Source organism: Plantactinospora endophytica, assembly GCF_016862915.1.
Classification (GTDB): Bacteria; Actinomycetota; Actinomycetes; order Mycobacteriales; family Micromonosporaceae; genus Plantactinospora; species Plantactinospora endophytica.
Window position 1 is genome coordinate 61,427 of the sequence record NZ_BONW01000030.1, and the last position, 19,827, is coordinate 81,253.

At 71.8% G+C, this 19,827-nt stretch carries 19 protein-coding genes and 1 tRNA gene; 6 read left to right on the forward strand and 14 right to left on the reverse strand.

Going from position 1 to position 19,827, the window contains the following annotated elements; translation table 11 throughout:
- Positions 1 to 114 precede the first annotated feature (114 nt).
- Together Pen02_RS28810 and Pen02_RS28815 are read left to right on the forward strand one after the other, a co-directional pair.
- Complete coding sequence (locus Pen02_RS28810) at positions 115 to 900, forward strand: helix-turn-helix domain-containing protein (RefSeq protein ID WP_275413618.1); 786 nt, start codon at positions 115 to 117, stop codon at positions 898 to 900.
- The gene (locus Pen02_RS28815) at positions 897 to 1,076 is read left to right on the forward strand and encodes a DUF397 domain-containing protein (RefSeq protein WP_203869271.1); all 180 of its coding nucleotides are present in this window, start codon (positions 897 to 899) and stop codon (positions 1,074 to 1,076) included. The genes Pen02_RS28810 and Pen02_RS28815 overlap by 4 nt, the downstream gene beginning before the upstream one ends.
- 79 nt (positions 1,077 to 1,155) lie before the next feature.
- On the opposite strand, the gene Pen02_RS28820 is transcribed toward Pen02_RS28815, so the two are convergent.
- Positions 1,156 to 2,784, reverse strand: coding sequence for an MDR family MFS transporter (locus tag Pen02_RS28820; protein ID WP_203869272.1), 1,629 nt, complete (start codon positions 2,782 to 2,784; stop codon positions 1,156 to 1,158).
- Positions 2,785 to 3,067: 283 nt separating this feature from the next.
- Positions 3,068 to 3,616, reverse strand: a complete 549-nt coding sequence (locus tag Pen02_RS28825; RefSeq protein WP_203869273.1) for a type 1 glutamine amidotransferase domain-containing protein — start codon at positions 3,614 to 3,616, stop codon at positions 3,068 to 3,070.
- A gap of 182 nt (positions 3,617 to 3,798) precedes the next feature.
- Between Pen02_RS28825 and rfaE2 the strand changes: the two genes are divergently transcribed.
- Both rfaE2 and Pen02_RS28835 read left to right on the forward strand, forming a co-directional pair.
- Positions 3,799 to 6,105, forward strand: a complete 2,307-nt coding sequence (rfaE2, locus tag Pen02_RS28830) for a D-glycero-beta-D-manno-heptose 1-phosphate adenylyltransferase (RefSeq protein WP_203869274.1) — start codon at positions 3,799 to 3,801, stop codon at positions 6,103 to 6,105.
- The gene (locus Pen02_RS28835; protein WP_239141441.1) at positions 6,102 to 7,148 is read left to right on the forward strand and encodes a glycosyltransferase family 2 protein; all 1,047 of its coding nucleotides are present in this window, start codon (positions 6,102 to 6,104) and stop codon (positions 7,146 to 7,148) included. Before rfaE2 ends, Pen02_RS28835 begins: the two co-directional genes overlap by 4 nt.
- On the opposite strand, the gene Pen02_RS28840 is transcribed toward Pen02_RS28835, so the two are convergent.
- The 7 genes from Pen02_RS28840 to Pen02_RS28870 form a co-directional block, all read right to left on the reverse strand.
- Entirely contained in the window at positions 7,117 to 8,217 is a 1,101-nt protein-coding gene (locus tag Pen02_RS28840) for a glycosyltransferase family 9 protein (RefSeq protein ID WP_203869275.1), read from the reverse strand. The genes Pen02_RS28835 and Pen02_RS28840 overlap by 32 nt on opposite strands.
- Positions 8,218 to 8,239: 22 nt before the next feature.
- On the reverse strand, positions 8,240 to 8,815 hold the full coding sequence (locus tag Pen02_RS28845) for an Hsp20/alpha crystallin family protein (protein WP_203869276.1): 576 nt from the start codon (positions 8,813 to 8,815) through the stop codon (positions 8,240 to 8,242).
- 136 nt (positions 8,816 to 8,951) lie between these two features.
- Entirely contained in the window at positions 8,952 to 9,467 is a 516-nt protein-coding gene (locus Pen02_RS28850) for a DUF2231 domain-containing protein (protein ID WP_203869277.1), read from the reverse strand.
- A 186-nt stretch (positions 9,468 to 9,653) separates the two neighbouring features.
- Positions 9,654 to 10,847 (reverse strand): low temperature requirement protein A, encoded by a 1,194-nt coding sequence (locus Pen02_RS28855; protein ID WP_203869278.1) that lies wholly within the window; start codon positions 10,845 to 10,847, stop codon positions 9,654 to 9,656.
- Positions 10,848 to 11,125: 278 nt separating this feature from the next.
- Positions 11,126 to 12,265, reverse strand: a complete 1,140-nt coding sequence (locus Pen02_RS28860; protein WP_203869279.1) for a WD40/YVTN/BNR-like repeat-containing protein — start codon at positions 12,263 to 12,265, stop codon at positions 11,126 to 11,128.
- A complete protein-coding gene (locus Pen02_RS28865) occupies positions 12,265 to 12,768 on the reverse strand; it encodes a SigE family RNA polymerase sigma factor (protein WP_203869280.1) in 504 nt (167 codons plus the stop codon). The genes Pen02_RS28860 and Pen02_RS28865 overlap by 1 nt, the downstream gene beginning before the upstream one ends.
- 166 nt (positions 12,769 to 12,934) lie before the next feature.
- The gene (locus Pen02_RS28870; protein ID WP_203869281.1) at positions 12,935 to 13,582 is read right to left on the reverse strand and encodes a maleylpyruvate isomerase family mycothiol-dependent enzyme; all 648 of its coding nucleotides are present in this window, start codon (positions 13,580 to 13,582) and stop codon (positions 12,935 to 12,937) included.
- A gap of 162 nt (positions 13,583 to 13,744) precedes the next feature.
- Between Pen02_RS28870 and Pen02_RS28875 the strand changes: the two genes are divergently transcribed.
- The gene (locus tag Pen02_RS28875) at positions 13,745 to 14,800 is read left to right on the forward strand and encodes a sigma-70 family RNA polymerase sigma factor (RefSeq protein WP_372445691.1); all 1,056 of its coding nucleotides are present in this window, start codon (positions 13,745 to 13,747) and stop codon (positions 14,798 to 14,800) included.
- A gap of 155 nt (positions 14,801 to 14,955) precedes the next feature.
- Here Pen02_RS28875 and Pen02_RS28880 read toward each other — a convergent pair whose 3' ends face one another.
- The 3 genes from Pen02_RS28880 to Pen02_RS28890 all read right to left on the reverse strand — a co-directional run bounded on the left by Pen02_RS28880 (position 14,956) and on the right by Pen02_RS28890 (position 16,378).
- Positions 14,956 to 15,687 carry a hypothetical protein gene (locus tag Pen02_RS28880; RefSeq protein ID WP_203869283.1) on the reverse strand — a complete coding sequence of 244 codons (732 nt, stop codon included), beginning with the start codon at positions 15,685 to 15,687 and terminating at the stop codon, positions 14,956 to 14,958.
- The gene (locus Pen02_RS28885) at positions 15,684 to 15,962 is read right to left on the reverse strand and encodes a hypothetical protein (RefSeq protein ID WP_203869284.1); all 279 of its coding nucleotides are present in this window, start codon (positions 15,960 to 15,962) and stop codon (positions 15,684 to 15,686) included. Before Pen02_RS28885 ends, Pen02_RS28880 begins: the two co-directional genes overlap by 4 nt.
- A 342-nt stretch (positions 15,963 to 16,304) precedes the next feature.
- Positions 16,305 to 16,378, reverse strand: a tRNA-Thr gene (locus tag Pen02_RS28890).
- Positions 16,379 to 16,552: 174 nt separating this feature from the next.
- Between Pen02_RS28890 and Pen02_RS28895 the strand changes: the two genes are divergently transcribed.
- Complete coding sequence (locus Pen02_RS28895) at positions 16,553 to 18,277, forward strand: metallophosphoesterase family protein (RefSeq protein ID WP_203869285.1); 1,725 nt, start codon at positions 16,553 to 16,555, stop codon at positions 18,275 to 18,277.
- 92 nt (positions 18,278 to 18,369) lie between these two features.
- Here the strand turns inward: Pen02_RS28895 and Pen02_RS28900 are convergent, their stop codons facing one another.
- Positions 18,370 to 18,561, reverse strand: a complete 192-nt coding sequence (locus Pen02_RS28900) for a DUF397 domain-containing protein (RefSeq protein ID WP_203869286.1) — start codon at positions 18,559 to 18,561, stop codon at positions 18,370 to 18,372.
- 322 nt (positions 18,562 to 18,883) lie between these two features.
- The gene (locus tag Pen02_RS28905) at positions 18,884 to 19,732 is read right to left on the reverse strand and encodes a PSP1 domain-containing protein (protein ID WP_203869287.1); all 849 of its coding nucleotides are present in this window, start codon (positions 19,730 to 19,732) and stop codon (positions 18,884 to 18,886) included.
- Positions 19,733 to 19,827 lie beyond the last annotated feature (95 nt).

Consider the following 19,827-nt stretch of genomic DNA (forward strand, 5'->3'; position numbering starts at 1 on the left):
TCGGATTCTCCAATATCCACCCTGGACTATCATCCGAACTCGGCGGAAAATGGGCGGCGGTCAGCCTCGTCTACCATTCCGGCTCCGGGCCGCCGCGAGAAAGTTCGAGAATAAATGAGTAACAATGGTGTTCCGCAGATCCTGAAGTTCCTGCGTACCCTCAACGGCGGCATGACGCAGGAACAGGTCGCCGCACGGCTGAACGTCTCCACGTCCTTGATCGCCAAATTCGAGACGAGTCGCCTGGTGCCCATGCCGGACACCGCGAAACAGATAGACGAACTGTTCGGCAGCGGCGATCTTGTCCAGAGCACGGCAGCCGCCGCCCGGAAGACCACGCCGCAGGAGTGGTTCCGTCAATGGCCCGACGTCGAGCGCGAAGCGGTCGCCATTCGGTGGCACGAGGCAAACTACGTGCCCGGCCTGCTCCAGACGGAGGCGTACGCTCGGGCGGTCCTGACCTCCGGTCTGTTCGACGCCGACGAGGTCGAGGAGCAGTTGACGCTTCGGATGGAGCGCCAGGCTGCCGTGTTCGGCCGCGAGAAGCCACCGGTCGGCACCTTCGTTGTCGACGAACTGGCGCTGATGCGCGGCGAGCCCCGGCCGATGCTGAAGGAACAGTTGGCGCACCTGGTCGAGATGTCGACCCGGCAACTGGTCTTCATCCACGTCGTGCCGCGATCCGCCGGGCTGTATGCCGGGCAGATGGGCCCGCTGATCCTCGCCTCCCTGCCCGGCGGAGGCGACGTGGCGTTCCTCGAAGACCAGGCGGCGGGACGGCTGCTGGCCGAGCCGGACCAGGTTGCCGCGATGGCGCGGGCCTGGGACGCGATACGCTCGGTAGCACTTCCCCGAGACATGTCCCGAGACCTGATCGTGAGGATGGCGAACGAGCAATGACTCCCAACTGGCGAAAGTCGACCCGCAGCAACGCGAACGGCGGCGCCTGCGTCGAGGTCGCCGACAACCTCCCCGGCCGCGTACTCGTCCGGGACAGCAAGGACCCACACGGACCAGCCCTGACCTTCGGCCCGGCCGCCTGGCGGCACTTCGTGCACCGCGTCGCCGCCCGCTGACAGCCCGAGCCCTCGGTGACCGGCGCGGTGCCGGGGCGTCGCCGTTGCCGTACCCCTTGAAGCAGCCCGGCCCACGGCCTCAGATCATCGTCTGGGCGTTGGCCTCCATCTCGGTGGCCGCGTCGCCCTTGCGGTCCCTGGCCAGGGCCTCGGCGGAGCCGGCCGGCGGTCCGCCGCGCAGTTCGCGGTTCGGCATCGCCAGGGTGACCGCGACCGCCAGGATCGCGACCAGCCCGGCCACCAGGAAGACGGTGTGCAGCGCGCCGACGAACGACTCCTGGACGGCGGCCCGGATCGGCTCCGGCAGGGCCAGGATCCGGGACGGCTCGTTGACCGAGAACTCCATGGTGGCTCCGGCGAACTGGGCGCGCTGCTCCGGCGGAAGCTGCCCGATCGCGCCGGGCAGCCGGTCGGCCAGTCCCCGGGAGAGTCCGGCGGAGAGCACCGCACCGAGGATCGCCACCCCGAACGAACCGCCCAGCGACCGGAAGAAGGTCGCGGCCGAGGTACCGGCGCCGAGGTCGCGTACCTCGACCGCGTTCTGCACGGCGAGGACCAGCGACTGCATGCAGAGGCCGAGGCCGACACCGATGATCACCATGTAGATGAAGGCGTTCCAGAGCGGCGTGTCCACCTGCAACTGGGTGAAGAGCAGCATGCCGGCGACCAGCACCGCCGCCCCGGCCACCGGGAACCACTTGTACCGGCCGATCTGGCTGATCGCCCGGCCGGAGAGTACCGAGGTGACGATCACGCCGGCCATCATCGGCAGCATCAGCAGACCGCTGTCCGTCGGCGACGCGCCCTTGACGATCTGGAGGTAGAGCGGGATGAAGATGATCGACCCGAACATCACCAGACCGAGGATGAAGCCCGCCGTGTTGGCCAGCGCGAAGGTGGGTCGGCGGAACAGCGAGATCGGCAGGATCGGCTCGGCCACCCGGGCCTCCTGGACCAGGAACAGTACGCCGAACACCGCGCCGGCCACGAACAGCCCGATGATGACGCCGGAACCCCAGGCGTACTCGTTGCCACCCCAGCTCAGCGCGAGCAGCAGGGCGCTCACCCCGGCGACCAGCAGGCCGGCGCCGAGCCAGTCGATGGCGTGCTTCCGCCGCTGGAACGGGATCAGCCGCATCACGTGGTAGCAGACGATGATGGCCACCACCGCCAGCGGCACGTTCAGGAAGAAGATCCACCGCCAGTCGTGCTCGGCGAAGTACCCGCCGACCAGCGGCCCGGCGACCGAGGAGAGCCCGAACACCGCACCGAAGAGGCCCTGGTAACGGCCGCGTTCCCGGGGCGACACGACGTCCGAGATGATGGTGAAGGCCAGCGTCATCAGACCGCCGGCGCCGAGCCCCTGCACGCCACGGGTGATGATGAGCTGGGTCATGTCCTGCGAGAAGCCGGCGGCGAGCGAGCCGACCAGGAACGCCCCGATGGAGAAGAGGAAGACCGGGCGGCGGCCGAAGAGGTCGGCCATCTTCCCGTACAGCGGGGTGGAGGCGGTCGACGCCAGCAGGTACGCGGTGACCACCCACGAGTAGTGGTTGATCCCGCCCAGCTCGCCGACGATGGTGGGCAGCGCCGTTCCGACGATGGTCTGGTCCAGCGCGGCCAGCAGCATGCCGGTCATCAGGCCGCTCATCAGGAGCAGGATCTGTCGGTGGCTCAGCGCCGGCCGCGCCTCGTCAGCGGTGGTCATAGTGCCTCTTCCCCCCGTTGGCACGGAAAATGCCTGCCGCCAGTCTCGACCCGCGCGGCCCGCCCGCGTCGCCGAGCGCCGGGTTTGTGATCACTCTCATGGGTGCCCGGCGCCCGACCGACGACGGTAGGGCGGATGCGCGCAGCGGGGGCGCGGTGCTCGACTCGGACCGGTTACGCGTGCGCGGAAGTGTGCCGAGCTGAACTGTGCCGAGCCGAGCGCTGCCGTGCCGACCGCCGACCGGCTGCGTGCCGACGCCGACGCCGACGGCGCCGGCCACCGGTCAGTGGCGACCTTCGGCGAGTTCCTCCACCAGCTTGGCGCAGAACGCCGGCAGGTCGTCCGGCTTCCGGCTGGTCACCAGGCCGTTGTCGACGTGGCACTCCGCGTCGACCCAGTGCGCGCCCGCGTTCGAGAGGTCGGTGCGGAGGCTGGGCCAGGAGGTGAGGGTGCGGCCCTTGACCACGTCGGCGTCGATCAGCGTCCACGGCGCGTGGCAGATCGCCCCGACCGGCTTGCCGGCGTCGAAGAACGCCCGGACGAACCGGACGGCGTCCGGATCGGCCCGTAGGGCGTCCGGGTTGGCCACCCCGCCGGGCAGCACCAGGCCGTCGTAGGCCGCCGGGTCCGCCTGGGCCACGGTCGTGTCGACGTCGTACGTCCCGGACTTGTCCAGGTGGTTGAACGCCTGGATCCGGCCGCCGTCGAGGGAGACCAGTTCGACCCGGCCGCCGGCCGCCTCGACCGCCTCCCGGGGACGGGTGTACTCGACCTCCTCCACGCCGTCGGTGGCCAGGAAGGCGATGCGCTTGCCCTGCAACGTCGCGGTCATCTCGGTTCTCCTCTCCGAGGACGGGAACGGGGGATATGTGACGACGATCCGTTTGGTCGCGTCCCGTGAAAAGACGTTCCCGGCACGACATGCGCCAAACCCGCCGTACGACGACCGGCAGCCGCCGCCGGCCGCACGGCGGGGCAGGTTTGTCCGGCCGGGCACCGGGGACCCGCAGCGACATGGCGACAGACGCAGCGGAACAGCGCCGGTTGGCCTCGGTGGTGGAGAGCTGGCTCGGCCGGGGCGTACTGGTGGTCGGCGACGCCATGCTGGACGAGTGGCGGTTCGCCGAGTCGGACCGGCTCTGCCGGGAGGCACCCGCCCCGGTGTTGTCCCTGCGGCGCCGGCTCACGGCGGCCGGTGGCGCCGCGAACACCGCCGTCAACCTCACCGCGCTGGGCGGCCGGGCCGCGCTGGTCGCCCCGGTCGGCGCGGACGTCGCCGGTGACGAACTGCACGACTGCCTGGACCGGGCCGGCGTCTGGGACCGCACCATCAGCCAGCCCGGTCGCCCCACCCCGGTGAAGCGTCGACTGCTCGCCGCCGACCAGATCCTGCTCCGCGAGGACGAGGGCGACGCCGACGAGACACTGCCCGAGGAGGGCGTACGGCGGATGCTGAACGCGCTCGCCCGGGCAACAGAGGAGTTGCGGGCCGACCGGGACGGTCAGCCGCCGACCCTGGTGGTCTGCGACTACGGTCTGGGTGCCCTGCCGGAGGCGGTACGCACCTGGCTCGTCCGGCACCGCGACTCCTTCGCCACGGTCGCCCTGGACGCGCACGACCTGGCCTACTGGCGTGGGCTGGCCCCGACCGTGGTGACGCCGAGCTTCGCCGAGGCGACCCGACTGCTCGACGAGGCGGTCTCCGCCGGACCGTCCGGCCCGCCGACAGCGCTCGCCAGCACCCGGGTCAGCGTCGCCGAGGACGGCACGACCGTGGCCACCGGCGGCCGGAGCGACGACGCCAGCGCCGAAGACGACGCCCGGAAGGTCAGCGCGGGCGCGGAGCCCGGAAAGGTCGGCGCGGGCGCGGACGCCGGCAGGATCAGCGCGAACGCCGGCAGGGTCGCCGTGGGTGCCGACGCGGGAAAGGACGCCGACGGCACCGCCGCGAAGGACCCCGCGAGCGGCACCGGAGCAGGCCACGACAGCGGCACCGGGAGCGGCACCGGAACAGGCCACGGCAGCGGCACCGGGAGCGGCACCGGAACAGGCCACGGCAGCGGCAGCGGCACTCGAAGTGGAGGCGGCGCCGGAGCGGGCCGCCCGGCGTCGTCGCCCGGCCGGCCCGGACCGGTACTCGCCGCCGGTGCCGAGGACGGCGGCCGGGACGGCGACCGGTCGTCCACACCGGACGGAACGCCACCGGGCAGCGGCGAGGGTGCCGGCCCGGTCGGCGGCGACGGCATCACCGTGACGAGTGACGAGATCGGCGTGTCCGGCGACGACATCGTGGTGGCCGGCGACGAGACGTCGAGTGCGGCCGGTGGGCGGCCGGTCGCGGCCGGTGGCGCCAGCCGGGCCCTGGTCGCCCAGGCCCGCCTCGCCGAGCTGCGGGAACGCACCGGCGCCGACGTGGTGGCGGTGACCCTGGACGCCGAGGGCGCGGTGGTCGGCGGGGCCGACGGGCGCCCCCGCCGCAGCCACGCCACTCCGGTACCGGCCAGTTACGCCGTAGGCGCCGGTGACGCGTACCTGGCCGCGATGACGCTGGCGCTGGCCGCCGACGCGCCGCTGCCGACCGCCGCCCAGCTCGCCCAACTCGCCGCCACGACAACCGTCTCGGACACCGGTACCTGTGTCTGCCTCCGGGAGGACCTGCTCGCCGCGCTGGGCTCGACCGGCGACGAACCGGCCCGGATCGTGCTCGACCGGGCCACCCTGCTCGAACTCGTCGAGGGACACCGGGCCGACGGCCGGTCCGTCGTCTTCACCAACGGCTGCTTCGACGTACTGCACCGGGGGCATGTGCGCTATCTCGACCAGGCACGCCAGCTCGGTGACCTGCTGGTGGTGGCGGTCAACTCGGACGACAGCGTACGGCGACTCAAGGGCGCGGACCGGCCGGTGAACCCGGTGGAGGACCGGGTGGCCGTACTCGCCGCGCTGTCCTGTGTGGACCACGTGGTGGTCTTCGAGGAGGACTCGCCGACCGCGCTGATCGAGGCCGTCCGCCCCGACGTGTACGTCAAGGGCGGCGACTACCCGCCGGAGATGGTCCCCGAGGCACCCCTGGTACGCCGACTCGGCGGCCAGGTCCGCACCCTCGGCTACGTACCCGACCGGTCCACCTCGGCAGTGATCGACCGGATCCGGTCGCACGGCGACGACCGACGACAGGCGGCGACCGGTGCGACCCACCCCGGGCCAGGCGGGGCGGCGGCAGACTCCGACCCGAGCGGAGCGTCGGACCGAAGCAGGGAGGTCGTCGCCGCGCCGATCGAGGCGGGCGGGGCGGCGTCCGGGTCGAGCCGCCCGGCGTGAGCGCCGGTCCGCGACCCGACCGGGGCGGCGGACGGCCGACCCCGACAACCCGACCGCTCGACCCGGGCGACCCGGCCGGCTTCCGTACGCCCCGGCTGCTGGACGTGCTGGTGCCGACCCGGAACCGCCCGGCGGAACTGGCCGTCACCCTGGCCGGCCTCGCCGCCCAGCACGCCACGCAGAGCAGTCCGCCAACCCGCGAACAGGACCGACACCCCACCCACAGCGGCACACCGGCCGACGGACAGGGCCGGCACTCCACCGACGGCGGCCCGGCGAGCGGCGGGGGCGGTCGGGACGGGGTGGCCCGGTTCGGGGTGGTGGTCAGCGACCAGTCCGACGGGGAGCCGGGCTGGGCGGAACCGGCGGCAGCGGCGATGGTGCGGGTACTCCGGCACCGTGGTCATCCGGTGCTGCTCACCCGCCGGCTGCCCCGGCGCGGGCTGGCCGAACACCGCGCCTACCTGCTGGACGCCTCGGCGGCCCGGTACGTACTTTTCCTCGACGACGACGTCTGGCTCGAACCCGGCACCGTCGACCGGCTGCTCACCGCGATCCGGGAACTCGGCTGCGGTTTCGTCGGCAACGCGGTGCACGGACTCTCCTATCTGGACGACGTACGCCCGGAGACGCACCGGCACTACGCCGAGTGGGACGGGCCGCCGACGCCGGAGCGGCTCCGACCCGGCACCCCGGAGTGGGACCGGGCGCAGATCCACTCGGCCGCCAACCTGCTGCACGTCACCGCCGCCCGAGGGCTGCCGGCCGGGCAGTGGCGGGCGTACAAGGTCTCCTGGATCGGCGGCTGCGTACTCTACGACCGGTCGCGGCTGCGCTCGGCCGGCGGATTCGACTTCTGGACCCGCCTCGACCCGGGGCACCAGGGCGAGGACGTCGCCGCCCAACTCGCCGTACTGGCCCGGTACGCCGGGGCCGGCGTGCTGCCCAGCGGCGCGTACCACCTGGAGGCGCCGACCACGGTGACCGAACGGACCATGGAGGCGTGGGAGGTCACGTCGTCGTCAGATCGGTCACCGCCGTGAGCACCTCCACCACCGGTACGTCGGTGACGAACGAGACCCGGTGCGGGCAGGCCGGACCGCCGCCCCGGGCCGGATAGATCTCCCGGCTACAGTCCCGTCCACAGACCGGGCAGTTGATGGTCCACGAGGCGATCGGCCGGTGCCGGCCACGCAGCGGCGTCGCGCAGTTGATCAGGTTGCCGACCCAGAAGATGCCGACCGTCGGGGTGTCCAGCGCGGCGGCGACGTGTACCGGGCCGGTGTCGTTGGCCACCACCACCGCACAACCGGCATAGAGGCCGATCAGGCCGCTCAGCGACAGCTCGCCGACCACCGAGCGGACCGGCCGTCGGGCCGCCGCCACCACCTGCTCGGCGAGGTTCCGCTCGTCCGGGATGCCGGTCACCAGTACCTCGTACCCCTCGTCGACGAGGTGGTCGGCGACCGCGGCGAACCGGTCCGCCGGCCAGCGGCGGCGCGGGTCGCTGGCACCGGGGTGCAGGGCGATCCGGGGCCGGTCCGGCTCGCCGAGCACCATCCGGGCCTCGGCCAGGTCCGCCTCGGTCGCCGCGAGCCGGGGTTCCAGGCCGGTCGGGCTGGCACCGACCAGGCCGGCGACCTCCAGGTAACGGACCACCTCGGGCTGGTAGTAGACGTACCGGAGCCAGCGGTCCAGCGGCGGAGCGTCCTCGGCCCGCAGTCCGGCGGTCACCCGGGCGCCGAGCCCGGCGACCAGCGGATTGGAGTTGGCGCCGCCACCGTGCATCTGGAGCGCGAGGTCGAACCGCTCCCGGCGGGCCGCGTCGAGAAACCGGTCCAACGCCTCCGTCGACGGCTCGGGCTCGTCCGCGCCGGCCTCCCGAATACCGGGTGCGGGCGGCACCACCAGTACCCGGTCGACCGGGCCGGGCCGGTCCCGGAGCAGCCGCTCGTGCCACGGGGCGCCGATCAGCACCAGCTCGGCGTCCGGATAGCCGACCCGCAGCGCGTCGAGCGCCGGCAGCGCGAAGATGAAGTCGCCGAGCGCGTTGGCCCGGAGTACGGCGATCCGCTCGACGTCCCGGACCAGATCGCGCACCTTGCCGATCATCGGGTACGGGTCCGCTGCCCGGTCAACCCGTGAACCGGGGCGCCGAAGTACCGACGGCGGTGTCCGGCCGGTGCAGTTCACGGTCGGCGGCCGGGTCGACGGTCACCGGCCCGCCACCGGCTCCGGCCGTACGCCCGGCAAGCTGGCCGGGGTCGTGCCGCCGGCCGCCGATGGTGATGGTCCGCCGGCCCGGCCGGGGTCCCTTCGGCAGCCTGACCGTGAGCAGGCCGTGGTCCATCACGGCGTCGATCCGGTCCGGGTCGACCGGCGCCGGCAGGTGTACCCGGTGCTCGAACGACCGGGTCTGCGATCCGCTCCCGACCAGTCCGTGGTCGGCGTTGACCTCGGCCTCGGACCGGGCCCGGATGCACAGTTCGCGGTCGTCGAGTTCGAGCGCCACCTCCTCCGGGGCGACTCCGGGCAGCCGGGCGACCACGGTCCAGCCGTCGTCGCTCGGAGTCAGCTCGACGTCGGGCTTCCCGCCCCGGCCGCCGGCCAGCGCGGAGCCGACCAGCCGGCCCAGCTCCGCACGGAGCGACTGCAACTCGCCGATCGGATCGAAGCCCCGGTTTCCCGCACCACGTCCTGGCTCAGTCATACCGCCGTATTCCCTCCCGTCGCGCCTGCCACTCCTCGGATCCGATCCCGGTCACCCGACGGATCCGATGCCGGTCACCCACCGAATCCGATGCCGATCACCCGGCGAACCTGTGACCCGGCGAATCCGGTGCCGGTCACTGCTCGTCGGGGCGGTCGGCGGAGGCGGCGGCGGTGGTCCGGGGGCGCAGCGAACTCGGCGCGTTCAGGTCGGCCTCCGGATCCACTCCGACGCCGAGCCGGTCGACCATTTCGCCGCCGAGCCAGGCGCCGAGCGAGGCTCCGGCGACCGCCACCACCTCGATCGCCACCAGGGCACCGCCGGCCGCCCGGGTGTCCGCGGCCAGCCGCACCGCCCAGACCGCGGCGAAGAGCAGCAGCACCGCGATGTTGGTCGCGCCGTGCGCCACCCCGACCCGCTTGGCCCGGGTGCCGGACGGTACGGCCAGCAGGTCCACCGCGCCGGCCAGCACCGCCAGTACCCCGCCGATCAGACCGACCAGGATGTTCCAGTACGCCAGCTCGCCGAGGAAGGCCGGTCCGCCGGCCACGTCGATGATGTCGAAGATCGTGGCGGCCACGAAGAGCGCGATCGGGAACATCACCAGCATCGGATGGACCGGGTGCCCCAGCACCTTGATTCGGCTCTCCATGATCATCGCCTCCCGGGCTCAGCGGATGCCTGCGCCACACAGCGACGCACTCGTAATGCGTAGGTCGACGCGTTCCGAGGCGTCTCGTCCCCGTCCCGAAGCGTCTCGTCCCTCCGTCACGTCTCGCCGCTGCTGACGCGGTACCCGAATTGTCCGTCTGCAAACCCTCCGTACCGAGGTGATCCGCTATTTCGCAGCCGAACGGCGGTTCTGGCGGGCCGACCGGTGCCGGATCAGCATCTTCAGGTCGGCGAGTACCACCCCGAGCAGCACGGCGTTCACGGTGCAGACGATCAACAGCGGGGAAAGGAAGATCATCGGTGGGCCGAGCAGCACCAGCACCCCGCACCCGACCAGCCGGGACCAGTCCACCCGACCCAGCACCCGGTACTCGAAAAGAGAGCGGGCGGCCAGGAACAGCGCGGGCCCGCTCACGATCGCGGCGACCTTGGGCGCGGTGGTCGCCCCGAACGGGTGGTCGATCACGAGATGGTCCCCGACCGCCGTCACCACCACCCCGGCCAACATGAGCAGATGGGCGTACGAGGCCGAGCGGCCGACCCGGACCGGATCGGCGGCGGACCGGATCGCGTCGCCCATCAGCGCACCGCCCCGGTGGAAGTAGACCAACCACAGCAGTACCGCCCCGACGAACGACAGTACGAACGCCAGGGTCCGTTCGGCGGTGAACTCTCCACTGTCCAGCGCCGCCCCGGCGACCAGGATCAACTCGCCGAACGCGATGGCGAGGAACTGGAAGTAGCGCGTCGTCAAGTGCTCGCCGGCCACCGTCCACTCGGAGACCTGCCCCCGCCCCAGTCCCGGCGCCGGGTACTGCAACATGTCCGCCGAGTAGTCGATCGCCACCGCGACGATCCACAACGCGCCGCGCAGCGGATCCTCGGCGAACGTCCCGCCGATCCACGGCACGGCGGAGACGAGATACCAGAACAGGATCCGGGCGACCCGGCGCCGGGCCTCCCGACCCCGGACGATCAGCAGCAGATAGAGCCCCCGGAGGATGTGCACCCCGACGTACGCGCTGGCGAAGACCAGGTCACGATCGCCGTACGCCTTCGGCAGGGCGGCGGTCAGCAGCAGGCTGCCGAGCATCGCGGCGACGATCAGGAGCTGGACCGACCCCCGGGACGGGTCGAACCGGGCGACCACCCATGCGGTGGCGGACCAGGCCCACCAGACCGCCAACAGCAGGACGATCATCCGGAAGGCGCCGGCCCAGGTCAGGTCGCCGACCAGTTCGTCGGTGAGCTTGGTGAGCGCGAAGACGTACACCAGGTCGAAGAAGAGTTCGACGAAGGCCGGGCCGTACAGCCCGCCCTCGCGCGTCGACTGCTGCTCCCTCTCCCGCTCCCGCTCCATCAGCCCGCCCCCGCCCAGCTTGGCAGGCGGGGGTCGGTCCCGGGCCGGGTTCGGCAGAGCCGGACCCGAGGGTGTCGTTCGCCAGAACGCCCGTTCCTGTTCCTCCCGGCTGTGGGCTTCCGACGCTTCCTCGCGGCTGTGGGCTTCGGACGCGTCCTCGCGGTTGTGGGCCTCGGGCGCTTGCTCGCGGCTGTGGGCTTCGGACGCTTCCTCTCGGCTGTGGGCTTCAGATGCGTTCCGGGTTGTGGGCTTCGGCCGCGATGCCCGGCGGGTGGTGCCTAGCCGCGCCTCGGCTCGGTCGTCCGCCACCAGCCGTCGGTGCTGGTGGCGGCCCAGCCTGCGCCACTCGTCACCCAGATCAGCCCGTCGGCCTGCCCGACCGAGGGGTCGTCCGGCACGGTGATCGTCTCTCCCTTCGTGAACGACCGCCCGCCGTCCCGGCTGACCCAGACGGCGAACCTGCCGTCCGGCTCCCAGGAGCCCACCAGCAGGTGGCCGGCGGCGTTGACGGTGGCGACCTCGGTCGCGTCCCAGGGCACGTAGGTGGCGAACCAGCTCGTACCGCCGTCGTCGGTCCGGTAGACCACGGCCCCGCTCGGGCACTCGCCCAGCACGTACGCCTGCTCCGGACCGGCCGGCACCAGCAGCGGGTTCCGTACCACCGCCGGCAGTGCGGCCGTCGGCACCCAGCTCCGTCCGGCGTTCTCGCTGCGGGCCACCCGGGGCACCGTCGTCGCGCCACCGGGCGGAGCTGCGGCGCCGGAACCCAACAGCCACACGCTGCCGTCCGGTGCCCGCCGCGGCAGCCCACCGTCACCAGCCCGGGGCAGCGAGCTGAGCTGGTACAGGTCGCCGGTGGTCGGGTCGACCATTTGGGCGGAGCCGTCCCGGGCCTCCCTGACCTGCGGCGGCAGCGTGTCCACCGGCCGGACGCCCTCCTCGGCCGGCTGCCAGGACACCCCGGCGTCCCGGGTCAGGTACCGCACCCCGCGCACCTCGGCCACGAAGACCGTCGGCCCGAACAGCCGGTACGAGGTGCTGACCGGTACGCCGCAGTCGTCCCGCCACCCCACCGGCCCCCGGTACGGCGACCACGTCCGGCCGTCGTTCGTGGTGACGCTGAACTGCGCGGCGCACTCGCCGTACCGGACCGCGACGACGGTCCCGCCGTCCAGCACGGCGGTGGCGGTGAGATAGCCGCCTCCGGCACCGTCACCGGTCGCCGTGGCGGTCATGCCGATACCGCGTACCACCGGCACCGCCGTCAGCGCGACCAGCGCCATCATCCCGACGGCGGCGGCGGAGACGAGGGCCCGGCGGCGGCGGACCCGGCGGGCCGCCCGCGCGGCCAGATCGGCCAGCGGCGGCTGCGGAACGGACTGGCCCACCTCGGCGGGATCGAACGGGTACGTCTGCATCACTTGCTCCCGGAGCGGGCGAATTCGGCTGGGCCGTTGAGGAGAGCGGCCAGGGCGGTACGGCCACGGGACAGCCGCGACTTGACCGTGCCCACCGAGACGTCGAGGGTCCGCGCGACCTCGTCGACCGGCAGGTCCACCAGGTAGTGCAGGGCGATGGCGTGCCGCTGGCCGGCCGGCAACCGACGCATGGCGGCCATCAGCGCGACGTGCTCGGGAGAGAAATCCGGCACCACCGGCGGCGGCCCGACCCGGCGCAACAGCCGGTCCAGGGTCCGCCGCCGCCGGTGCCGGGTGTGCGCCAGGTTCATCGCCACCCGGCGCAGCCACGACTCCGGGTTCTCCAGGTCGACGAAACGCTCCGGAGCGCTGAGCGCCCGGACGAACGCCTCCTGTACCACCTCCTGTGCCTCGTTCAAGTCGCCGGTGACGGCGTACAACTGGACGATCAGGCGCCGGAAGCTGCCGGCGTACACCTCGGCAATCGCGTTCAGATGCGTCACCAGTCGCCCCTCTCCTCACCTCCCCCACGAACGAGAGGCATCGAAGGTTCCCGAGATGTCTGAGGAAATCGTGGCGCGGCCGGGTACGCCGCGTCCTCGGTCAGCCGGCCAGCCCGAGCCGCCGGTCGGCTCCGGATCACCGGTGGGGCGGGCGGGTCCGCCAGGATCACCCCTGGGCGCAGCGCTCCTTCAGGATGGGTACGCCGTCGCCGGTCAGCTCGTCGCAGCAGCTCGCCCGCCCGGTCATCGCCATCACCAGCGCCACGGTGCGGCCGGAGACCACCGGCCCCGAGCCGGTCGCGAACGGCCCGTCGGTCGCGGCGAGCCGTAGCCCGCCGATCCGCCCCTTGGCGAGGACCACCATGTCCGAGCGGTGGTAGTACTCGGCCAGCCGGGTGACCGTACCGATCGGGTAGTCGCGCCGGATGCCCAGCGGGCGCCGGATGTCCTCGGCGTGCACGACCGTTTCGCCGAGCATCGCCACGAGCGGCACCGGCGGCTTGGTGGTACTGGTGAGCACGGCGCGGAACCGGTCGAGCGTCTCCGCCGGGCTGTCCCCCAACTGCTCGGCCAGCCGCATCGCGACCTGCCGGTCGAAGTCGAACCGGCAGCGGATCACCCCGGCCATCCAGCGCAGCGGGTTGAGCCCGGCCGCCGAGGCCAGGTGTGCCAGCACCTCCCGCACGGACAGCCCGGCGCAGAGCGACGGGGTGGCCCACTGCTCCTCGGTCAACTCGGCCAGGTCGGCCGCGAGGGCCGCCCGCTCGGCATGGACGAGCTGCCAGAGGTCGGTGTTCGGGGTCGAATCGGTCATCTCGGCGGGCCTCCTGCGGCAAGGATAAATACGGCGAACATGGCGGAAGAACGGGCTAACCGGGCGCAACTCGTGGGTCGGTCACCGGCCGGCCGGACAAGAGACTGCGGGAGCGGGCCGGAATCGTCGGTCGGTGGAGCAGAATTCTGGCTCGTGAGCGAGATCTCCTCGACCCGGTCCACCGGCCCCGGTGCCAGCCCGGGCAGCCGCGCCGACAGCGCAGACCTGCGCGGTGCCCTGGACGGAGACGACGCGGCGTTCACCCGGCTGGTGGCACCGCTGCGTCCCGAACTGCACGCGTACTGCTACCAACTGCTCGGTTCGCCACACGACGCCGACGACGCCGTCCAGGACGCCCTGCTCCGGGCCTGGCGCGGGCTGGCCGGCTTCGAGGGCCGGGGATCGCTGCGCTCCTGGCTCTACACCGTGGCCACCCGTACCTGTCTCGACATCGTCAAGGGTCGGGGCCGACGGGCCCTACCGGTCGACCTCGGCCCGGCCAGCGACCGGGTCGTACTCGACAACCGGCCGTCGACCGAGGTCGGCTGGCTGAGCCCGTACCCGGACGGGGACCTCGGGACCGGGCCGGCCAGCCCGCACGCCCGGTACGAGCGGCGGGAGGCCGTCGAACTCGCCTTCGTCGCCGCGCTCCAGCACCTGCCCGGAAACCAGCGGGCGGTACTCCTGCTCGTCGACGTCCTCGGCTTCGCCGCTGCCGAGATCGCCGATCTGCTCGGCACCTCCGTGGCATCGGTGAACTCGGCCCTGGCCCGGGCCCGCCGGCTCGTCGCCGAGAAAGCCCCCGCCGCCAGCCAGCAACGAACACTGCGCCTGCTCGGAGACGACCGGATCCGCAAGATCGCCGCCGGGTACGCCGACGCACTGGAACGCCACGACACCGAGGCACTGATCGCGCTGCTGACCGAGGACGTCACCTGGTCGATGCCGCCACTGCCACACTGGTACTCCGGGCTTCCGTCGGTCGCCGAGTTCGCCCGGACGGTCCCGATGGGGCTCTGCCCGAGCTGGCGTACCCGGCTGGTCAGCGCGAACGGCCAGCCGGCAGTGGCCGGCTACGTCGGCGCGGACGCCACCGCACCGCACGTCGCCTGGGCAATCACCGTTTTGACCCTGCGTGGCGACCGGATCGCCGGGCTCACGTCGTTCCTCGACGCCACCCACTTCCCGTCGTTCGGCCTGCCCAACATGCTGCCGTGACGGATGGTTCCAGCCGTCCTGCGGTCTGCCCGACACGCTGCCTTGACGGATGGTCCCAGCAGTCCTGCGCTCTGCCCGACATGCTGCCGTGGCGGATGGTCCCAGCGGTCCTGCGTCGCGAGCGCTGGCCGATGCTCTCGGCGCGAGGCGAGCCGCTACCTCTCGCGCGGGCCCCTGCGACCCAGCCGGCGCAGCCGCGACTTGGAAAACTGGACGACGTTGCTCACCAGCGCCTGGTCGGGTGCCGCCACCGTGTAGCCACGGGTCTGCAACTCGGCGACGGCAGTCGACGGGTCCCGACGAACCGCAGCCGCCAACTGTCTACGGCGAAATTCGTCCCGGCTCCGCTCCAGCACCGCCTTCCAGCCGGCCTGCGGTTCGAGGATGCCCTCGGCGATCAACGCCTCGACGATGTCCTCCAGGGCGACCTGGTAGCGGCGACCGCCGACCGGAAGATGCAGTTTGCTGACGCTGCCCTCGCTTCTGCCCGACGCCAGGAGAAGCTCGTCCCAAGCCTCCCCGTGCGCGAAAATCTGCAGGTGAGCGTCCGGATATCCGATCTTGTCCCGCTCGTAGTCGTAGTGGAACAACTCCACGGCCGGCTTACCCGCCGACACGAGGAAGGTGGACTTTTTGACCGTGAGGTAGTTGTCACCGTCGAGGAAGAGCTGACCGGAGACGGTGAGCCAGCAGGGCACCCCGCCACGCGTCTTCATCGGGATCGGTTCGGCGCGCTGGCCTCGGCGCAGCCCGGTACCAAAGACCACCATGCCGTCAGGACGTTCGAGGACGCCGACGAACGCCCGATCGCAGACCGTGCGGTTCAGCATGGTGATGAGGTCTCTGGCGAACCGTTCGGCAATCTTGCCCGGTTCGCTCCGGCTCACCCGATCATCGTCCAGAGGACGAGCGCCTCCGGCGACCGGAAATCGCGCCTCGCGGCCTGGTCGGCCAGTGCTTCGTAGGTCAACCCGAGTTCGTCGAGTTGACGCTGCACGAACGCGTCCCACTCCTGACGGGAGGGCTTCCAGGTGAGGGTGTCGTCCTGCTCTGCGGAGGCGGCAAGCGGCGGCGTCATCTTGTTGACCTTCCAGGCGGCGGGCGGATCCTGGTTGGTGCTTCCCAGCGTACTGTCTTCGGCGACAAGATCACGCTTGGTCACTCTTGCCATGCCGTAAGTAACTGCCGGTCGACCCCGACGTTACCGGCTGGACGAAGTCGGTCAACCCGACAACCGGCGCTCAACCCCTGGCCGAAGTAGGCACCTGTGGTGGCCCATCGGTGACAGATCGTCCCCGCCGAGGGCCATTATGCCTGCTCAGAAGGGTGCCGGAGAGTTCCGAGATCGCGTCGTACCGGGGCACGCTGCCGGGAAGGTCGCCAAGCCGACTCGTGCCCGGCACACGGGTTGTTGGCTCACTTTCTGGGAGCCAGCCCATTCGACGGCGAAGACGACGAAGCGGTGCCCCGGTCAGATGCATCGACCGGGGCACCGCTTTCGTTGAGCCGCCTGACGGAATCGAACCGTCGACCTACGCATTACGAGTGCGTCGCTCTGACCGACTGAGCTAAGGCGGCAACGCCGGCAAGTGTACGACACCGGGCGCCGGCCCGGCTCGGGGGTTTCCGCCCGGCGCCCTCCGACAGGGCCTCCAGACGTGCCCCGCACCCCGTCCGAGCACCCGCGACGGTGCCCGGAACGGTCGGCAGGCGGACAGTCGTTCGAGTCTCGGTCCGACTAGGCTGCCATCGATGAGCGATCACCAGGCGCCGCCGATCCCGGCGCAGCCCGCGTCGCCGCCTCGGCCGGGCAGCCTCGATCCGCGCGAACTCGGCTTCACCCCACAGCGTCCGGTGCCCTGGCTGGCGCCGCTGCTGCTGATCAGCACCGGGCTGCGTACGCTGCTCGCCCTGCTCTTCGGCGCCTACCTGGACAAGCGGGAGCTACAGAACTCGCTGCCCAGCGAGGTGACCCGGCAGGTCGGCCCGGACGGGGACCTGTGGCTGGACTTCGTGGCCGACCTCGGCGACGGGTTCAACGCCACCTACTCGGTCGCCTACCTGCTCTCCCGCCCGGAGTTGACGGTCGACGGGCACCGGCTGCCCCGGGGCCAGATGCTGCTGATGGGCGGCGACCAGGTCTATCCGACGGCCAGCGGCGAGGCGTACGAGAACCGGTGCAAGGGGCCCTACCAGGCGGCCCTGCCGCAGGCACCGGTCGACGGCCCGCGCCCGGTGCTCTACGCCGTACCCGGCAACCACGACTGGTACGACGGCCTCACCGCCTTCCTCCGGCTATTCGCCCAGTCCCGGGCGAGCAACATCGGCGGCTGGCGTACCCCGCAGAGCCGGTCGTACTTCGCCGTGGAGTTGCCGGCGGACTGGTGGCTGTTCGGCCTGGACGGGCAGTCCGGGGTCTACCTCGACGACCCGCAACTGCGCTACTTCGAAGAGGCGGCGAAACGGCTCACCCCCGACTCACGGGTGATCATCGCCGTGCCGGAGCCGTCCTGGGTCAAGGCCGTCGACAAACCCCAGGAGTACGACACCCTCGACTTCTTCATCCGTACCCTGATCGCCCCCACCGGCGCCCGGGTCCGGCTGCTGCTCTCCGGCGACCTGCACCACTACGCCCGGTACCGGGGGCCGGACCGGGACCTGGTCACCTGCGGAGGCGGCGGCGCCTACCTCTATCCGACGCACAAACTGCCGAAGCGGATCGAGGTGCCGCCGAAGGACACCCTGGTCCGGCGGGCCAGCACCAGCGAGCCGTACGCGCTCGCCGGCCGCTACCCGGAGCCGTCCCGGTCCCGACGGTACGGCTGGGGAATCTTCGGCCGGCTGCCGCTGCGCAACCCCGGTTTCACCACCCTGCTCGGCGGGCTGCACACGCTGCTGATGCTCGCCATGGCCGGGGTGGTCGCCCCGCGCTCCGAGGCGACGGCACAACGGCTGTTCAGCATCCCGCTGGCCATCATGCTGCTCGTCACGGTGCTCGGTGCGGTCTTCTTCGCCAAGCCGCCCAGCGCCAGCGGCAAACGGCACGCCCGGAACTGGATCCTCGGGCTCTGTCACGGGTTCGCACACATCGGGCTGGCCGCCGCCGGTACCTGGATCTGGCTCCAGTTCTTCTTCCACGCCTGGCCGTGGCCGCTGCCGGTGGTCGCGGCGGCCGTGGTGTACGGGCCGATCGCCGGCCTGGTGTCCAGCCAGCTCACCGCGCTCTACCTGCTGGTGGCCGGCTCGTTCGGGGTCAACCTCAACGAACTCTTCGCCGGCCAGGGCATCGAGGACGCCAAGTGCTTCCTCCGGCTGCACATCGCCGCCGACGGTACGCTCACCGGCTATCCGGTCGCGGTCGACCGGATCTGCCGCGACTGGCGGGCCGACCCGGAGGGCGCACCGGACGACGCCTGGTTGACGCCGACCCAGCCACTGCCGTTCCGGCTCGCCGAGCCTCCGTTCACGCTCCGCTGACCCGGCTGGCTACCGGCGGCGTACCGCCGGTTCTCGGGCCGGCGCGACGGCGGCGACAGCGACGGCAACGGCGTGCAGCACACCGACGACGGTCAGGCGGGCCGTTTCGCCAGGCCGACGAAGCTCCGCCACTGCTCCGGCCCGAAGGTCAGGACGAACCCGTCCGGGTCCTTGCTGTCCCGCACCAGTACGAGACCGGGAAGGTTGTCCGCCACCTCGACGCAGGCACCGCCGTTTGAGCTACTACGACTGGACTTCCGCCAGGTCGGCTCAGTTGTGCTCATCGATAATCCTCAGGATCAGGTCTCGGGACTGGCCACACGGGAGCACGAGGCCACTCAGACCTTCCCACGTCCGCTCAAGTTCGCCTACCTCCTCGGCACCTGGCACCGGGCAGGCTGGCGATCCTCTACTAGGTGCCCCGGCGCCGCCGATAACCCCGCTCGTAGCGATCAGCCCTGCCCTTCCGGCTCACCGAATGCCCACGCTCCGCCGACGCACCGCCCCGGAGGACAGACAGTTCATTATCTCGTAGCGTTTGGCCGGCCAGGGCGAGCGGAAAGCTACGGGATCATGAGATGGCGGCGGGTCAGCCGGGGCAGGGTGTCAGCCGGCGTAGTGTTCGTCGTGGGCCTTGCGGGGGCCGCAGACCGAGGCGCGGCTGCACGAGCAACGCGAACCGTCGGCGTCCATCCGGACCACCACCGCGTCGCGCGGCACGCTGTGCCCGACCACCCGACCGGTACCCTCCGGAGTGGACACCCGCGACCCGACCGCCGGGGCCGACGCCTGGAACTGCTGGTACAGCGGATGCTCGTATTTGAGGCAGCACATCAGCCGGCCGCAGGCGCCGGAGATGCGCAGCGGGTTGAGCGGCAGCTCCTGGTCCTTGGCCATCCTGATGGTCACCGGCTCGAAGTCGGTCAGGAAGGTGGCGCAGCACAGGTCACGCCCGCAGGAGCCGATGCCGCCCTGCACCCGGGCCGAGTCCCGGGCGGAGAGCTGGCGCAGCTCGACCCGGCAGTGCAGCGTCGCGCCCAGGTCCCGGACCAGGGATCGGAAGTCGACCCGGTGCGGCGCAGTGAAGTAGATGGTCGTCCGGGAACCGCTCGATCCGCCGGCCGGCGCCGACTCGATGACGTGGTCGACGGCGACCACCTTCATCGGCAGCCCGTGCTCCCGGATCAGCCGCTTCGCGGCCACCTTCGCCTCGGCCTTGCGCTTGCGCAGCATCTCGTCGCGGCGCAGGTCCTCCTCGCCGGCCAGGCCGGCCAGCCGGGGAAAGCCGCTGGTGTCCTCCGACACCCACTGTGCGGCCCAGACGCACTCCGCCACCTCGGTGCCCTCGTCGGTGGGGACCAGCACCCGGTCACCGACCGCCGGCTTCAGCTCGCCGGGGTCGAGGTAGTAGAGGCGGCCGTAACGGTTGAAGCTGACCGCGCACAGCATGCCCATGCGCTCACCCTACGACGGATCCGACCATCCGCCGAACCTCGTCCCGAGCCCGACCGGTCGGCGGCCGGGTCGGTATCCCCGGCCGACCCGACCGG

What these genes read in the sequence shown, in the direction of transcription:
- Pen02_RS28870 (WP_203869281.1), bottom strand. Translation starts at nt 13,582, where the DNA reads ATGACCGATTCGACCCCGAACACCGACCTCTGGCAGCTCGTCCATGCC.
- Pen02_RS28810 (WP_275413618.1), top strand. Translation starts at nt 115, where the DNA reads ATGAGTAACAATGGTGTTCCGCAGATCCTGAAGTTCCTGCGTACCCTC.
- Pen02_RS28900 (WP_203869286.1), bottom strand. Translation starts at nt 18,561, where the DNA reads ATGAGCACAACTGAGCCGACCTGGCGGAAGTCCAGTCGTAGTAGCTCA.
- Pen02_RS28895 (WP_203869285.1), top strand. Translation starts at nt 16,553, where the DNA reads ATGAGCGATCACCAGGCGCCGCCGATCCCGGCGCAGCCCGCGTCGCCG.
- Pen02_RS28820 (WP_203869272.1), bottom strand. Translation starts at nt 2,784, where the DNA reads ATGACCACCGCTGACGAGGCGCGGCCGGCGCTGAGCCACCGACAGATC.
- rfaE2 (WP_203869274.1), top strand. Translation starts at nt 3,799, where the DNA reads ATGGCGACAGACGCAGCGGAACAGCGCCGGTTGGCCTCGGTGGTGGAG.
- Pen02_RS28815 (WP_203869271.1), top strand. Translation starts at nt 897, where the DNA reads ATGACTCCCAACTGGCGAAAGTCGACCCGCAGCAACGCGAACGGCGGC.
- Pen02_RS28840 (WP_203869275.1), bottom strand. Translation starts at nt 8,217, where the DNA reads ATGATCGGCAAGGTGCGCGATCTGGTCCGGGACGTCGAGCGGATCGCC.
- Pen02_RS28850 (WP_203869277.1), bottom strand. Translation starts at nt 9,467, where the DNA reads ATGGAGAGCCGAATCAAGGTGCTGGGGCACCCGGTCCATCCGATGCTG.
- Pen02_RS28860 (WP_203869279.1), bottom strand. Translation starts at nt 12,265, where the DNA reads ATGCAGACGTACCCGTTCGATCCCGCCGAGGTGGGCCAGTCCGTTCCG.
- Pen02_RS28905 (WP_203869287.1), bottom strand. Translation starts at nt 19,732, where the DNA reads ATGGGCATGCTGTGCGCGGTCAGCTTCAACCGTTACGGCCGCCTCTAC.
- Pen02_RS28855 (WP_203869278.1), bottom strand. Translation starts at nt 10,847, where the DNA reads ATGGAGCGGGAGCGGGAGAGGGAGCAGCAGTCGACGCGCGAGGGCGGG.
- Pen02_RS28825 (WP_203869273.1), bottom strand. Translation starts at nt 3,616, where the DNA reads ATGACCGCGACGTTGCAGGGCAAGCGCATCGCCTTCCTGGCCACCGAC.
- Pen02_RS28845 (WP_203869276.1), bottom strand. Translation starts at nt 8,815, where the DNA reads ATGACTGAGCCAGGACGTGGTGCGGGAAACCGGGGCTTCGATCCGATC.